Annotated in this window: 16 protein-coding genes; 8 read left to right on the forward strand and 8 right to left on the reverse strand. The window is 70.5% G+C overall.

Annotated features, from left to right (window positions below; genetic code table 11):
- Window positions 1-411: 411 nt before the first annotated feature.
- Both AKJ13_RS03205 and AKJ13_RS03210 read left to right on the forward strand, forming a co-directional pair.
- On the forward strand, window positions 412-1,578 hold the full coding sequence (locus tag AKJ13_RS03205; protein ID WP_050732046.1) for a type III PLP-dependent enzyme: 1,167 nt from the start codon (window positions 412-414) through the stop codon (window positions 1,576-1,578).
- A 130-nt stretch (window positions 1,579-1,708) separates the two neighbouring features.
- Window positions 1,709-2,260, forward strand: coding sequence for an N-acetyltransferase (locus tag AKJ13_RS03210; RefSeq protein WP_050732047.1), 552 nt, complete (start codon window positions 1,709-1,711; stop codon window positions 2,258-2,260).
- Between the two features lie 43 nt (window positions 2,261-2,303).
- Here the strand turns inward: AKJ13_RS03210 and AKJ13_RS33035 are convergent, their stop codons facing one another.
- Window positions 2,304-3,263, reverse strand: coding sequence for a PAS domain-containing protein (locus AKJ13_RS33035; protein ID WP_280137098.1), 960 nt, complete (start codon window positions 3,261-3,263; stop codon window positions 2,304-2,306).
- Here AKJ13_RS33035 and dgcN point away from each other — a divergent pair.
- The gene (gene dgcN / locus AKJ13_RS03220; RefSeq protein ID WP_050732049.1) at window positions 3,153-4,166 is read left to right on the forward strand and encodes an N-acetyltransferase DgcN; all 1,014 of its coding nucleotides are present in this window, start codon (window positions 3,153-3,155) and stop codon (window positions 4,164-4,166) included. The two genes, AKJ13_RS33035 and dgcN, sit on opposite strands and share 111 nt — an antisense overlap.
- Before the next feature lies 1 nt (window position 4,167).
- Window positions 4,168-5,151: an N-acetyl-D-Glu racemase DgcA gene (dgcA, locus tag AKJ13_RS03225; protein WP_050732050.1), complete on the forward strand. Its 984-nt coding sequence runs from the start codon at window positions 4,168-4,170 to the stop codon at window positions 5,149-5,151.
- Between the two features lie 696 nt (window positions 5,152-5,847).
- Here dgcA and AKJ13_RS03230 read toward each other — a convergent pair.
- The gene (locus AKJ13_RS03230; protein WP_050732051.1) at window positions 5,848-6,186 is read right to left on the reverse strand and encodes a DUF1491 family protein; all 339 of its coding nucleotides are present in this window, start codon (window positions 6,184-6,186) and stop codon (window positions 5,848-5,850) included.
- Between the two features lie 298 nt (window positions 6,187-6,484).
- Between AKJ13_RS03230 and AKJ13_RS03235 the strand changes: the two genes are divergently transcribed.
- The gene (locus tag AKJ13_RS03235) at window positions 6,485-6,742 is read left to right on the forward strand and encodes a hypothetical protein (protein WP_244471502.1); all 258 of its coding nucleotides are present in this window, start codon (window positions 6,485-6,487) and stop codon (window positions 6,740-6,742) included.
- An 86-nt stretch (window positions 6,743-6,828) separates the two neighbouring features.
- Here the strand turns inward: AKJ13_RS03235 and AKJ13_RS03240 are convergent, their stop codons facing one another.
- The gene (locus tag AKJ13_RS03240; RefSeq protein WP_050732053.1) at window positions 6,829-7,533 is read right to left on the reverse strand and encodes a peptidoglycan-binding protein; all 705 of its coding nucleotides are present in this window, start codon (window positions 7,531-7,533) and stop codon (window positions 6,829-6,831) included.
- Between the two features lie 27 nt (window positions 7,534-7,560).
- The gene (locus tag AKJ13_RS03245) at window positions 7,561-9,435 is read right to left on the reverse strand and encodes a PAS domain-containing sensor histidine kinase (protein ID WP_050732054.1); all 1,875 of its coding nucleotides are present in this window, start codon (window positions 9,433-9,435) and stop codon (window positions 7,561-7,563) included.
- A gap of 273 nt (window positions 9,436-9,708) precedes the next feature.
- Between AKJ13_RS03245 and AKJ13_RS03250 the strand changes: the two genes are divergently transcribed.
- The gene (locus tag AKJ13_RS03250; protein ID WP_050732055.1) at window positions 9,709-10,017 is read left to right on the forward strand and encodes a hypothetical protein; all 309 of its coding nucleotides are present in this window, start codon (window positions 9,709-9,711) and stop codon (window positions 10,015-10,017) included.
- 132 nt (window positions 10,018-10,149) lie between these two features.
- Here the strand turns inward: AKJ13_RS03250 and AKJ13_RS03255 are convergent, their stop codons facing one another.
- From AKJ13_RS03255 to AKJ13_RS03265, 3 genes are all read right to left on the reverse strand, one after another.
- Window positions 10,150-11,280, reverse strand: coding sequence for a hypothetical protein (locus AKJ13_RS03255; protein ID WP_050732056.1), 1,131 nt, complete (start codon window positions 11,278-11,280; stop codon window positions 10,150-10,152).
- 129 nt (window positions 11,281-11,409) lie between these two features.
- The gene (locus tag AKJ13_RS03260) at window positions 11,410-11,763 is read right to left on the reverse strand and encodes a hypothetical protein (RefSeq protein ID WP_050732057.1); all 354 of its coding nucleotides are present in this window, start codon (window positions 11,761-11,763) and stop codon (window positions 11,410-11,412) included.
- A 71-nt stretch (window positions 11,764-11,834) separates the two neighbouring features.
- Window positions 11,835-12,296, reverse strand: a complete 462-nt coding sequence (locus tag AKJ13_RS03265) for a GNAT family N-acetyltransferase (protein WP_050732058.1) — start codon at window positions 12,294-12,296, stop codon at window positions 11,835-11,837.
- 243 nt (window positions 12,297-12,539) lie between these two features.
- On the opposite strand from AKJ13_RS03265, the gene AKJ13_RS03270 reads away from it, so the two are divergent.
- A complete protein-coding gene (locus tag AKJ13_RS03270; RefSeq protein WP_050732059.1) occupies window positions 12,540-12,725 on the forward strand; it encodes a hypothetical protein in 186 nt (61 codons plus the stop codon).
- 141 nt (window positions 12,726-12,866) lie between these two features.
- Here AKJ13_RS03270 and AKJ13_RS03275 read toward each other — a convergent pair whose 3' ends face one another.
- Window positions 12,867-13,370: a MucR family transcriptional regulator gene (locus tag AKJ13_RS03275; RefSeq protein WP_050732060.1), complete on the reverse strand. Its 504-nt coding sequence runs from the start codon at window positions 13,368-13,370 to the stop codon at window positions 12,867-12,869.
- Window positions 13,371-13,740: 370 nt separating this feature from the next.
- Here AKJ13_RS03275 and AKJ13_RS03280 point away from each other — a divergent pair, with 370 nt between their 5' ends.
- Entirely contained in the window at window positions 13,741-14,151 is a 411-nt protein-coding gene (locus tag AKJ13_RS03280; RefSeq protein ID WP_050732061.1) for a PaaI family thioesterase, read from the forward strand.
- The last annotated feature ends 53 nt before the right edge of the window (window positions 14,152-14,204 follow it).

Consider the following 14,204-nt stretch of genomic DNA (forward strand, 5'->3'; position numbering starts at 1 on the left):
CGCCAGGGGTCTTAAAGGATCGATGGTCGCAAGGGTGGATCCCTACGGCCGGCATCCAGGTGGCAACACCGGACCCCGACAACAACCGGCAGCCGGAGGCGAAACCGGCGAACCCCGCTCTCCACGGGGGACGCAGCTTAAAGCAACGACGAACGGGCTTTTTTGGTCTCGTCGGCCCTCCAAAGGCCGGCACCGAAGAGGCTTGTTTCTCTTTGCCCGGCGTGCGGTGGGGGTCCTCCCTTCCAATCCACGGCAGCTTCCGGGTGCTCTGCGCCCGCCTGGATCGACGCGTCTCCAAAGCGCGTGGGTCCGCGCGACGCATCGCCCCCTGACGCCGGCGACCCGTGGGGTCGTCACATCGACAGCGCGCCCGCGAGACGGGCGCTCGCGAACCCGTGCCGGGAGACGACCATGACCGATCGCATCCGTGATTTCCTGCGCGTGCGCCGTGACCTCGGTCAGGACGAGGGGCCCGTGATGGTCCTCGACCTCGACGTCGTGCGCGACAACTACACCGCCTTCGCGCGCTCCCTGCCGGACACCCGCGTGTTCTACGCGGTGAAGGCCAACCCCGCCCCGGAGGTTCTGCGCCTGCTCGCCGAGATGGGCTCCTGCTTCGACACCGCCTCGGTGGCCGAGATGGAGATGGCGCTGGCCGCCGGCGCCACCCCCGACCGGATCTCCTTCGGCAACACCATCAAGAAGGAGCGGTGCATCGGCCGCGCGCTGAAGCTCGGCATCCGCCTGTTCGCGGTGGATTGCCAGGCCGAGGTCGACAAGATCGCCCGGGCCGCCGAGGCCGTGGCGGTCGCGGCCTCCGACGTGCGCGTGTTCTGCCGCATCCTGTGCGACGGCGCCGGTGCCGACTGGCCGCTGTCGCGCAAGTTCGGCTGCGTGCCCGAGATGGCGACCGACGTGCTCGAGCACGCCCACCGCCAGGGGCTGGAGGCCTACGGCATCTCGTTCCATGTCGGTTCGCAGCAGGGCAACACCGAGGCCTGGGACGGCGCGCTGGGCTCCGCGGCGGCGATCTTCCGCGAATGCGCCGAGCGGGGCATCTTCCTGTCGATGGTCAATCTCGGCGGCGGCTTCCCGACCCAGTACCTCAAGGCGGTGCCGGGCGTGGAGAGCTACGGCGAGGCGATCTTCCGCGGCCTGACCAAGCATTTCGGCAACCAGATCCCGGAGACGATCATCGAGCCGGGCCGCGGCATGGTCGGCAATGCCGGCCTGATCGAGGCCGAGGTCGTGCTGGTGTCGAAGAAGTCCGCCGACGCCGACGAGGTGCGCTGGGTCTATCTCGACATCGGCAAGTTCGGCGGGCTGGCCGAAACGATGGACGAATCGATCCGCTACCCGATCCGCACCACCCGGGACGGGGACCGGACCGAACCCTGCGTCATCGCCGGGCCGACCTGCGACTCGGTGGACGTGCTCTACGAGCGGCAGCTCTACCCGCTGCCGGTCTCGCTCTCGATCGGCGACAAGGTCCTGATCGAGGGCACGGGCGCCTACACCACGACCTACGCGGCGGTGGCCTTCAACGGCTTCCCGCCTCTTCAGCAGATCGTCATCTGAATCTGTGTAGGACATGTCCGGCGGCCCCGAGCCGCCGGACATCGATCTCCAGCGCCACCTTGCCGAAGGGCGTCCGGCCCTCCGGCAAAAGTCTGCTTCTCCCGCTTGTCGGCCCGGGGAGGGCACAGTCATGATCGAGATCCGCGCGGAGCGCTTCCATGACGTCCCAGCGCGCGAGCGCCTGCTCGACGCCTGTTTTGCCGGCAATCGACGCGCTCGGACCTCGGAGCGCCTGCGTGAGGGACGGCTGCCCGCCCGCGGCCTCGCCTTCGCGGCGACCCGGCGCGGACGCCTCGTCGGCACCCTGCGCCTGTGGCACGTCGAGGCCGGCCCAGCCCGTCCGGCGCTGCTGCTCGGGCCGCTCGCGGTCGATCCGGAGATCCAGGGCCAGGGACTCGGCTCGGTGATGATGCAGGCCGCCCTCGGCCGGGCGGAAGCGCTCGGACACGGCGCCGTGCTGCTCGTGGGCGACGCGCCGTACTACACCCGCTTCGGCTTCGCCCCCGTGCTGGCAGAGGGCCTGACCCTGCCGGGCCCGTTCGAACGCGCGCGCTTCCTCGGCCTAGAGCTGCGCCCGGGCGCACTCGCCGGCGCCGAGGGCATGGTCCGGGCCACCGGCCGCGTCGCGCCGGCCGAGACGGTGGCGGACGAGGCCGCGGTGGCGCGACGACGCGCCGCCTGATCACGCCCGCCGCGACCGGTCGCGGTGAGCGCCGGGACCGGCGTCAGTGAAGCGTGTCGCCGTTCTCGAGCGTCGACGATGCCGGCGCCACCGCCATCTTCTGCGCGATCTCCTGGCCGACCCGGAACAGGGCCTCGCGCAGCGGCGCCAGCGCCGACTTGCCGCCATCGACCTCGATCAGGCCGTGGGCCATCAGCAGGTGGTCGGCCACCAGGTCGAGGGTGGAGGCCGGTGCCGTCGAGGGGCGCGGCGGCGGCGGGACGAAGCGGCCGAGGCTGCCCTGCGCAGTCAGCGCCTCGCTGCCGGGGACGAGCTCGGTGATCGAGCCGAGGAAACCCAGAAACGTGTGGTCGGGCGGCCCGTAGGAGGGCACCGCGCCGGCCGCCGCCCAGATCGAGCCGCCGCCGTCGCGGGACAGGCGAAACCGGACGATGAACTCTGCCTTGGCCTGCGCCGCCTCCTTGATGACCGCCCGCAAGACCGCACCGTCCTCGGTGTTCAGCCGCTCGAACCAACCCTGGCCGACGGCGTCGCGCTGATTCTGTCCGGTCAGGCCGTGCCATTCGGGGCTGACATAGGTCAGGGCCCCCGCGGCGTCGGTCATGAAGATCATGGAGGGCCTCCGGTTGCGGATGGCGGCTCGATCGGCATAAATCGCAAATCGGGAGCACGGGGTGCAACGGCAATCGTGCTCGCAGGCGGCCCGTTCCGGTCGCGGCGGGTCGAAAGTGCGAAACGCGCGGGTAAGTGCGGCGCCGCGGCGGACGGGGTAGGCCGTCGATACACCGGGCGGAGGCGGCGTCCACCGCCCTGGCCGCCATCGTGCATTGCGCCGGGCAGCCGCGATCCCGCATAGACGGGGCGCCGGTTTTCCCAGAAGGTTTCCCGACCGATGCAGATCGCCACGCCCTATCTGATGTTCCTGGGCGACGTGCCCGACACGCTGGCGGCCAAGACCGCCTACGGCATCAAGGATTGGCGTCCGGACTGGTGCGTCGGCCAGATGCGCCTGCCGGGCTGCGCCGCCGATCTCGGCATCCCTGACATGACCCTGCCCGAGGCCCTGGCCAAGGGCTGCCGGACCCTGGTGATCGGCGTCGTCAACGCCGGCGGCGTGCTGCCGGACCATTGGGTCAAGGAGATCGTGGCGGCGATCGAGGCCGGGCTCGACGTCGCGAGCGGCCTGCACGTGAAGCTCGGTGCGGTCCCCGCCATCGCCGAGGCCGCTGCGCGCCGCGGCCGGCAGCTCCACGACGTGCGCCACACCGACGAGCGCTTCCCCACCGGCAAGGGCACCAAGCGCGCGGGCCGGCGCCTGCTCACCGTCGGCACCGATTGCTCGGTCGGCAAGAAGTACACCGTGCTGGCCCTGGAGCGCGGCATGCGCGAGCGCGGCCTCGACGCGGATTTCTGCGCCACCGGCCAGACCGGCGTGTTCATCTCCGGCCGGGGCGTGGCCATCGATGCCGTGGTGGCCGACTTCATCTCCGGCGCCGTCGAGACGATCTCCCCCGAGGCCGCCCCGAATCACTGGGACCTGATCGAGGGCCAGGGCTCGCTGTTCCACCCCTCCTTCGCGGGCGTCAGCCTCGGCCTACTGCACGGCGCCCAGGCGGATGCCTTCGTGGTCTGCCACGAGCCCACCCGCAGCACGATGCGCGGCGTGAAGCACCCGCTCCCGACCCTCCAGCAGGTCATCGACCTCACCGTGCAGCTCGGCAGCCTGACCAACCCGGCGATCAAGCCGGTGGGGATCTCCGTGAACACGCAGGCGCTCGGCGAGAGCGAGGCGAAGGCGCTGCTCGACAAGCTCGCCGCGGAGCACGGCCTACCCGCCACCGACCCGGTGCGCTTCGGCGTCGCCGGGCTGGTCGACCGGATCGTCGCCGATTTCCCGGAGGTCTGACATGGCCCGCCGCCTGACCCTGTCCGTCGAGCGCTTCCCGATCGCCGGCGCGTTCACGATCTCCCGCGGCACCCGCACAGAGATCGCCGTGGTGGTGGCGACCCTCACGGACGCGAACGGGGTCGGGCGCGGGGAATGCGTGCCGTATACGCGCTACGGCGAGAGCGTCGAGAGCGTCGTCGCCCTGATCGAGGGACAGGCGGATGCGATCGGCGCCGGGATCGAGCGGGAGGAACTCGCGACGCGGATGCAGGCCGGCGCCGCCCGCAACGCCCTCGACAGCGCCCTGTTCGACCTGGAGGCCAAGCTCCTGGGCCGCCGGGCCTGGGAGATCGCCGGGCTGGCCGCCCCCGCCCCGGCGGTGACCGCCTACACGCTGAGCCTCGGCACCCCCGAGAGCATGGGCGAGGCCGCCCGGGCGGCCTCCCACCGGCCGCTGCTCAAGGTCAAGCTCGGCGGGGCCGGCGACCCCGAGCGCATCGCCGCCGTGCGGGCGGGCGCGCCGCAAGCGCGGCTGATCGTCGACGCCAACGAGGCGTGGCGGCCCGAGACCGTCGAGGCCAACCTCGCGGCCTGCCTGGAGGCCGGCGTCGCCCTGATCGAGCAGCCCTTACCGGCCGATGCCGACGCCCTGCTCGCCGAGATCCCGCACCCGGTCCCGGTCTGCGCCGACGAGAGCCTGCACGACCGTGCCGGCCTCGACGCGCTGGCCGGCCGCTACGACGCAATCAACATCAAGCTCGACAAGACCGGCGGCCTGACCGAGGCCATCCTGCTCGCCCGCGAGGCCCGGGCCCGGGGGCTCTCCGTGATGGTCGGCTGCATGCTCGGCACCTCGCTCGGCATGGCGCCCGCCACGCTGCTGGCGTCCCAGGCCGACTTCGTCGACCTCGATGGCCCCCTGCTGCTCGCCCGCGACCGCGACCCGCCGCTGCGCTACGACGGCAGCATCGTGCATCCGCCGGAGGCGGATTTGTGGGGGTAGGGGGCATGACGAGGCGGTGAACCCCGACGCTTGGTCGCCGCACGGGAGGATCGCAAAGGCCGGATGTCCGCTTGTTTGTTCCTGGAACAGAACCGCAAGAATCAGGCGCGATCGCCACGCCTCTCGCGGCGCTTCCGGATCATTATCAGCCCACGAAATCTCGTGCAGGTTGGCGGCTCGATAAGATCTCGGGGGCGATGAAGCCGTAAGATCCGAAATCGTGCCACGCGGCGCGACAGCTTATAGGCTTGTTCGCGAGTAAGTCGGTGGTGAGCCTGTGAACGCCGCTACCGCTCGGCGGGTTCGCGAGTGCTGCAACAGACATGCCGCTCGCGCGTAGAGCCACGCGTTTGGCCGCTTCGTTGGCTTCAAAGCCTAGGCGCTAAGCGATGACGAACTTCGTCGCAACGTCGAGATAGGCGATCTGATCCTTGGAAGTTTCGGCAGCAGCGGGGTGACCGGGGAACAGCAAGGCGACGGCAAGAGCTGTTCGCATGGGCGGTCCATTCTCTTATTCTGAGCCGGCCTTAAACGACGGTCGATAGACGGCTGCTTTCGAGACGCTATAGCCACCTTCGCTACGCCTGCCCGGGATTGCGGCAGCTCTGTGCGACGCGGTCAAACGCTGAATACTATTTATGGATTCCAGGTGGGGCGAATGTTTTCCGGTGATCGTTCGCTCGCCAAGGGACAGATCTACTCCGCCAGATCCAAAAAATGCCGCGCCGCCCGATCGTCGATCTCGATGACCCAGAGGTCGGTATCGAACCGGATTTCCTTGGTCAGCCACTCCTCGACGTCGAGCGGCGTGCCGCCCGTGATCAGGGCGGTGAAGCGGCGGTCGCCGCTGTCCTCGGCCTCGAACAGGGCCTGAGGAGCGGGCCCGTAGAGGTCGGCGGTGCCGTCGAGGCGGTCGACCTTCACGAAAATCGCCCCGGCCTCGGGAGAGCCGCGCCGGCGCAGCACGGCCGGGATGCCCTCGACCCCAAGGCGGCGCAGATGGGCGGAGACCCAGAAATCGGAGCGCAGGCGCATGCGTGTCGGGCCTCCCGGAAGCGTCCCCGGGATGCGCGAAAGCGCCGACCGGTGCAACCGGACGATCGGGTCGGAGCGCCTCGTCGCTGCGGTATCCGCCGATACGATGGACGGCGCAAAATATTCCCGAAATAATTTCCGAGATGTCCGGGATTAAAACCAAATCTATTGATGTGTGTTTCCGCACATATACTCGGAAATCTGATGATTAACTGAGCATAAGCCGCTCAAAACTGCAGGAGGCGGCGCGGAAAGGAGCATCTGCATGCCGAGATTCGCTTGGATTGCTGCACTGGTCATGACGTCGGTGTTCACCGTGAGCGCGCCGGCCAGCGCCGGGGCGGACACGCTGATGGATCTGCTGGGCAATCGCGAGTCGCGGTCTTGCCCGCGCTACCAGCGGACGCCGAGCGATGCCTGCAACATCGTGGTCCATCGCCCGGGCGGAAATCCGACGCAGGATATGACCGGGTCGATCGGTCACGCGAAGTCGTGGCAGGGCAATGGCGGCCCGCGCTGCAAGACGATCTGCCGCTTCACCGGCACGCAATCCTGAGCGCATCGCGCCGGCGGGACCTGATCGGTCGTCGTTGTCACCACGCGCTGGCCGCCGGATCGGTCTTCGCCCAGGCGGCGGGCGCTCTAGCCCTGGCCGCCGGCGCGGGCCATCAGCGTGCGCAGGGTCTGCCCCGATGCCTCGCCGGTCACCGGCAGCTTGGCGCTGCGCTCGAACTTCTCGATCGCCGCCCGCGTGCCCGGCCCCATGGCGCCGTCGGGCTTGACCGGATAGCCGAGCTTCGAGAGCGCCTTCTGCGCCCGCAGCACCGGATCCGCGTCCTTTTCGGACTTCGCCGGTTTCGAAGCCTCCTTGGGCGCATCCTTCTGCACCGGCTTGGCCGTGCTCCGGGCCGGGACGGCCCGGGGCGTCACCGAGGCGGTGGTCTCGTCGGAGCGGATCAGCTCGGCGATCGGATCGCGGGCGGCCTGCTTGGCGGGGGCGGCCCGGTCGGGCTGCGTCGGTTCCTTGGCGACATCCCGGATCGCCTCCTTCGGGGGCGCCGCCTCGCGCGGGGGAGGGGCCTTCTGCGCGGCGACCTTCGGGAGGATCGGCGCCGGATGGCGGCCGGACTGGTGCCCCAGCGCGTTGAAGCAGATGAAGCCCGCCGCGCCCACGGCGACGAGGCTGCTCAGCACCGTGCCGGGGCTGTTCCGGCACGAGGCGCCCGTGGCCTTCAACGCACCGACCAGCACGCCGCGCCAATCGCTCGGGGCTGCGGCCCGCCGCGGCGCCGGACGGCGGGCGGAGCGTGCCTCCCCCGGGACGGTGATCTCGCGGTAGCCTGACATCGTGTCTCCTTCTCGCGGATCGATGGCTCAGCCGGCCCGACGCAGGGTCGGCTCCGAGGCGGCCGGCTCGGTGTCGAACAGGCCGAGCGGCAGGCGCACCACCGACCGGCGCGGGGGGCTGGCGCCCCGCACGGCGGTGCGGATCGGGGCTGGGCCGGTGGCGGCCGCCGGATCCCGGCAGACCAGAGGCAGCGTCACGGTCACGACGGTGCCGGCCTGAGGCGCGCTCTCGATCTGCAGCGCGCCGCCATGCAGGCCGACGAGGCCCTGCACCACCGAGAGGCCGAGGCCGGTCCCCTCGTGCTGGCGCTTGTAGCCGCCGCTCCCGGCCTGGAAGAACGGCGTGCCGAGCTTGGGCAGGTCGCCCTCGCCGACGCCGACCCCGGTATCGGCCACGACGATGTCGATCCCGTCCGGACCCGGGCGCAGGGACAGGTCGACCCGGCCGCCCCGCGAGGTGAACTTCACGGCGTTCGAGATCAGGTTGATCAGTACCTGACGGCAGGCGGACGGATCGGCCGTGATCTCGACCGGTCCCGACACGGCGGCCACCAGGGTGACACCGGCCGCGTCGGCCTTGAGGCGCATCAGGTCGCAGCAGGACCGGACCAGCGCGGCGGCATCGAAGATCTCCGGCGCGTAGTCGAAATTGCCGCTCTGGATCCGGCTCATGTCGAGCAGCGTGTTGACGACGCCGAGCAGGTGATGGCCGGACGAGCCGATGATCCCGGCATATTCCCGCGCCTGATCCGGGCTGAGGCTGATCGCGCCTTCGCCGGCCAGCACCTCGGAGAAGCCGATGATCGCGTTGAGCGGCGTGCGCAGCTCGTGGGTGACGTTGGCCAGGAACCGCCCCTTGATCGCGTCGGCGCGTTCGGCCTCGGCGCGGGCGCGCTCCAGCTCCTCGGCGTGGCGGTGATGCTCGGTCATGTCACGGGTCACGGCCACGACGGTCATGGCCGCATCGTGGGGACCGTGCTCGATCCGGTGGGCGCGCATCTCGGCATGGATCAGGCGGGCGCCGTCGGGACGGCCGGCGGCCGGCTCGACATGCAGGCGCAGCGGCAGGGTGGCGGGCCGCCCGGTCGCGGCGACATCGCTCACCGCCTTGAGGAAGGCCGGCCGGTCGGCGACATGGACGCGCTCCAGCAGGCCGTGGCCGCGCAGCCGCGCTGCGTCGCTGCCGACCAGGCGGCTCGCCGAGACCGAGGCCTCGATCACCCGGCCGTTGCGGTCGTGCCAGGTCACGAGGTCGTCGATCGCCGAGAGCAGCAGCCGGTCGCGGGCCTCGTTGTCGCGCAGCCGCTCCCGCCAGGTGCCCTCGTTGCGCATGTGCTCCAGGGACTGGGCGGCGACGTGGCCGATCGCCGTGATCGCGAAGACCGGCAGGGCGACGCTGGCGGAGATGTCCATCATCGGCACGGTGCCGGCCCAGGAGCCGAGGGCGACGACACCGAGCACGCCGAGCACGGCCAGGACGGCCGCGGCCGCCGTGGCGCGCATCGAGCCGGAGACCAAGGCCTCCAGGGGAATCGCCACCAGCCAGACCGCGGCCGGGGAGGCGGCGCCGCCGGTGAGGCCGGCAAGGCAGACCACGAGCCCGGTCAGGCCCGCCGACGAGACCGCGTGCGCCACCCAGAGGGAGCCGGTGCGGGCGAGCAGGACAGCGGCCAGCACCGGCAGCAGCAGGCTCGCAATCGCCAGCACCTCGATGCCCGACGGGACCCCGCGCCAGACGAGATAGGGCGGCAGCGCCGCCATCATCACCATGCCGGTGGCGAGGCGCGACACCAGGAAACGCTCATGCCGGAACCGCACGCTCGCATCGTCGGCCACGGATTCGTGGACCAGACCCGCGAGGCGGTGGTCGAGCAGAGAAGTCAGGGCTTTTTTAACAGGCAAGGCTCACACGCGCCGCGGTGAATGCCAATCGACATTCCTCGCGCCTCCGGCTCGACTTCAAAACGACTACCGGACAGTCGCAGGGGCGGCTTAAACGAGTGTTGCGGGACTTGTCCGATTGCTCGGGATGCTTTCCGCAAGGTAACCAGACGCCCGGGAACGGGCTTCGTTCACCATGGATGCCGAAAACCGGGAGGGTTGCGGCGGAGTTCACGAAACCCGACGCATTTTCGGGTTTCGATAGCGCGCGATGTCCGCGAAGGAGCCCGTCCGATGACCTTCCTGTTGCGCGCCGCGCTGGTGATCGGCGCGCTCTCGTATCTGGCGATGCTGCGTAACGGCGCGGATCCGGCCGCGGAGACGCGCAAGCTCACCGGATCGGCGGTCGCGGGCGCCAAGGCGACCTTGCCGGCGGCCCTGGAGGCGGTCCCCCCCGAGAGCCGAGCGGTGCGCGCCGTGCTGGCCCGGGGCCTGATGGCCGAGCTGAGCCGCCGCGCCGGCGTGGACGAGCCCGCATCGAACGACACGCTGGAAGCCTCCGACCGGCAACCGGCCTGGCATGGGCCGGCGGAGCCTCGCTGAACCGACGTAGAGCCGCGGGTTCCCAAAGGGCTGTGCCTTTTGGCGGGTCATCAGGGCGGAACCCTGATGAGGAAGGGCTCCGCCCTTCACCCGCAAAAGGGCTCACCCTGTTGGATCCCTGACCTTCGTGCGTCAGCCGGCTTCGCCGCCGGTCGCCCGGAACGTCCGCATCGGCAGGGGCGGGCGCTGCACGCCGGCGCGGTCGGGGCCCTGACGCAGCTTGGCCTCCGGGCCGTGCAGCGGCTGGTGGGCCTCGCTCCGTCCGCGCTCGGCGAGGGGCGTGTCGAGGATCGCCGCGATCAGGTCGCGCGAGGCCGGCCGGCTCACGGTCCGGAACAGGCGCACCAGGCCGGCCACCCGCTCGGCGGACCGCGCCACGCCCTGGTTGAGCGTGAGGAAGATGTAGACCGCCTCCTCCTCGTGCAGACCGGCGGCGCGGAGGCCGAGCGTCAGCAGGTCGTAGCGCGCCCCGGGTTCGGCGACCACGGTGAGGAAATCGTGCGCCAGGCCGAGGCCGTCGGCCAGGGCCGCGATGAAGGTCGGGACGTCTTGGTTGGAAGAGAGGCCCGTCAGCGTCTCGCCGAGGCCGCGCGGCGGGGGCGGGCAGGGGCGCAGGGCGGCGGTCGCCTCGACGGTCCGGCCGATCACCTCGCGACGGATCGGGTCGGCATGGAGGTAGAGCGGCACGAGGTCGGCGGCCGAGACATCGGGGCGGGCGAGGAGGAGGCGCGCCAGTTCGGCGACGCTGCGGCCGCGGCTCACGAGCCGGGCCAGCGCCGCCCCGCGCAGGGTGATGCCGAGATTGGCCGCCAGGGCGAGGTCGATCTCCGGACGGCCTTCGCGGGAGAGTTCGTCGACCGCCTCGCGGCTCAGCCCGATCCGGGCCGCGATGCGGGCGGCGATATCGGAGCCGTCGGCCAGCGCGGCCTCGATCAGGCGGTGGCTCAGCACGGGGGCCAACGTCACCACCGTGTCGCGGACGGCGCCGCCCCGGACGGCGAGTGCCTCCAGGACCGAGGGGGGCGTCTCGGGGAAGGGGGCCAGCTTGCGGGCGACGACCTCGGCGGTCTCGTCGTCCACCGTGGGGATCAGGCCGCAGGCCAGGGATTCGAAGATCTCGATCTGGGCCCGATCCCGACCGGGCGACCGGACGAACAGGTCGGTCTGCACCCGGAGGATCACCGGCTTGAGATCGAGATTCTCGATCCGCGACAATTCGAGGAGCCCGGACAGGTCCGGCGGAGCGTCGACGGATGGGGGCATGAGGATCGGGTTACGCAAGACTGCAGTAAGCTCACGCTAACCGCATCGACGTGAATCGACCTTTAAGCCGCCCGCATCTGCACCGTGCCGTCCTGCACCATCCCGGTACTGTCCGCCTCCGGCTCCGGTTCAGTGCGTCAACCAGAGGGCGAGCGCGAGCACGGCCGCGATCGCCACGATGGCGCCGGCGTAGGCCGGGGTGATCCAGGGCGTGCGCTGCTGCATGACGCCCGCTGCCGCCTTCTCGGAGGGTGCACGCTCGGTCAGCCGGGCGAGCCGGACCCGCTGCGGTGTCGGGGGCGTGCCTCCGGCCTCGTCGCAGGTGCCGAGCGGGGCGGCCCCGACATCGACATGAGGGATCTTGTCGCCGGTCCGGCCGCTGTCGATGTCGCCCTTGAGTTGGGCCGAGGTCGGGTTCTCGGAATCCGGCGGGGCATCGGCCGGCAGGTTTCCGGGCGGCGGCGGGGTCTCGGATCGCAGCATCGGTCGAACTCCAGTCTCGTGAGGTCAACGCCCGACACGGCCCGCTGGCTGCGCCCATGGTGTCGCGGATCTCAAGGGTCCGTGGAGCCTCGCTTCAGCAACGGGCGCGTGAGGATCTGCCCATCGCCTGTGAAGCCGGCCGCCAGACAGAAGGCGTGCAACGCATCCTGGCGGGGGCCGACGCTGAGGATCAGCCGCTCGCACCCGGCCTGCCGCGCAGCCCGCGCGGCCGCCTTCAGCAGCACCCGGCCGATGCCCTTGCGGCGGGAATCCGACGCGACAACCAGGATCGTGATGAGGCCCAAGGCCTTCGGGGCATCCAGCGTGCGGACGGGACTGAGCGCGATCAACCCACTCGGCGGTCCCCATTCGACCGCCACAAGCGCCGTGCCGCCGCTACCCTGAAGAGCGTCGAGCCTGGCGGCGAGATCGACCGCGCCGACCGCGACGCCCGCCTCGCCCAACAGGTCGGCGAGGCCTGAAGCATCGGGCCCTGCCGCTGCGCGAATCTCCAGCCCGTAGCGATTGCCCAATCCCTGCTCCCGTGGCCGTAATCTGCGTTCATCCTACGCAATCGTCGCGCGCGTCGCGAAGCGGGCCCGAGCGGCGCTTCGTCCCGGGATTGCGCGCTGCGCCGGGTTGCCGGGCACTGCTTACAAGGTCTTGGGGAAGGCCGCGGCAGCCCCTCAGCCGGCACCCGTGCGGCGGCGGGTGCGGAACGGGCGCAAGACTGACGTCTTTGCTCGACAACCGCGCGAACGACGGGAGAGCACAGAATGGCGAGCCGGGTGCCGGACAAAACCACGGACGGGCCGGACGGCGATACGCCGGCGGAGGGCGGTCGGCCGCCGTCGCCCGGCCGGCGGCCCGAAGCCGACACGGCCGAAAAGAGTGAGGCCGAAAAGGCCGAGACGGAGAGGGCCGCGGGTGATGTGGCCGACGATCTCGCGGATTTCGCCTGATCGACGCCGAGGGGGCGAGGCCGCGAAGCCTGGGCGAAGGCCCATACGATCCGGGCGGCACGCATGCGCGCCGCCGCCCGGGATCATCGGTCTGATCGAGGTCCCTGGATCGGGTCTCTCGAGATCAGACCGTTTGCTCGATCAGGCTGTTTCCTTGGCCTTGCGCCCACGGGTCGCCTTCTTCGGCTTCTCGGCGGGCTCCTCATCGGGCTCCTGCACCGGCGCCGCGGACTTGCGGCGCTGCTGGCCGAGGCCGAGGCTGCGGGCGAGCTCGGAACGCTGGGCCGAGTAGCTGGCGGCGGTCGAGGGATAGTCCCGCGGCAGGCCGAAGCGCTCGCGATACTGCTCGATGGTCAGGCCGTTGCGCGACAGGTGCCGCTTCAGCGTCTTGTAGGGCTTGCCGTCGATGAACGAGATCAGCGCATCCGGGGTCACCGACTTGCGGATCTGCGCCGGCGTCGGCTTGTCGGCCGTCTCGGTGACGGCGGCTGCCGGAGCGGAGAGCTTCGCCAGAGCCGCGTGAACGCCGGCCAGGAGCGCGGGCAATTCGCTGATCGGGACGGAATTGTTCGAGACATACGCGGACACGATGTCCGACGCCTGCTCGATAAAGGTCTGCTGCTGATCTGTGGCGATGTCGTCCATCGATGACTCCCTCTATCCGACGGTGGTGCACGGTTCTATCGTCTGTGCAGCAAAATCAAGTCGTCGTCGAGAGTTTCCTTACACAATGCGTCGGTCGTGAACACGCATATTACTCAAGCCGCGGGTGCACCTGAAATCGTCGCCCGAGCAAACCGATAGCGGCGCGCCGCACTTGAACGGGATCGGGTCCTTTCGGGCCGCGCACGTTACGCCTTTGGGGGGCGTCAACCGGCCGGCTTCGTCTGCGAAAATCCCTGTCCGGTCTCGCAACAGACCGGAAACACGTCCCGCTCCGTGGGTTCGGCCGTGTGGGATTGTATACCGCCTGCGCGATGACGATGTCGGCGGGACATGATCTGGGGATAGCGGCGTGGATCAACCATCGGAACAGGGCACCGTCTTCGGAGCCCACATCCCGTTCGTGACCTATTGCGGAATCGAGGCGCTGGACGTGCAGGAGGGCCGGACCCGGCTGCGCTTGGCCCTGCGGCCGGAGCACGCCAACAATCTCGGCATCGCGCATGGCGGCGTGATCTGCACGCTGCTGGATGTCGCCCTCGGCACCGCCGCACGGCTGAGGGCCGGTCGGCCGGTCGTCACCCTCGACATGCAGACCCGCTTCCTCGCCCCGGGCCGCGACGTCCTGCTCGCCGAGGGCCGCGTCACCCGCGCCGGACGCTCGGTGATCTTCTGCGAGGCCGAGATCCGCGACGTGCAAGGCGAGCTCGTGGCGAGCGCCACCGGCCTGCTCAAGCCGGTGGGCGAGAGCGCTTCCCGCTGATCGCGCATTCGGCTCGGCGAATTGCCGCCCGCCGATTGACGCCCCATCGGCGC

It is taken from the genome of Methylobacterium sp. ARG-1, assembly GCF_001262595.1.
GTDB classification, from domain to species: Bacteria; Pseudomonadota; Alphaproteobacteria; order Rhizobiales; family Beijerinckiaceae; genus Methylobacterium; species Methylobacterium brachiatum.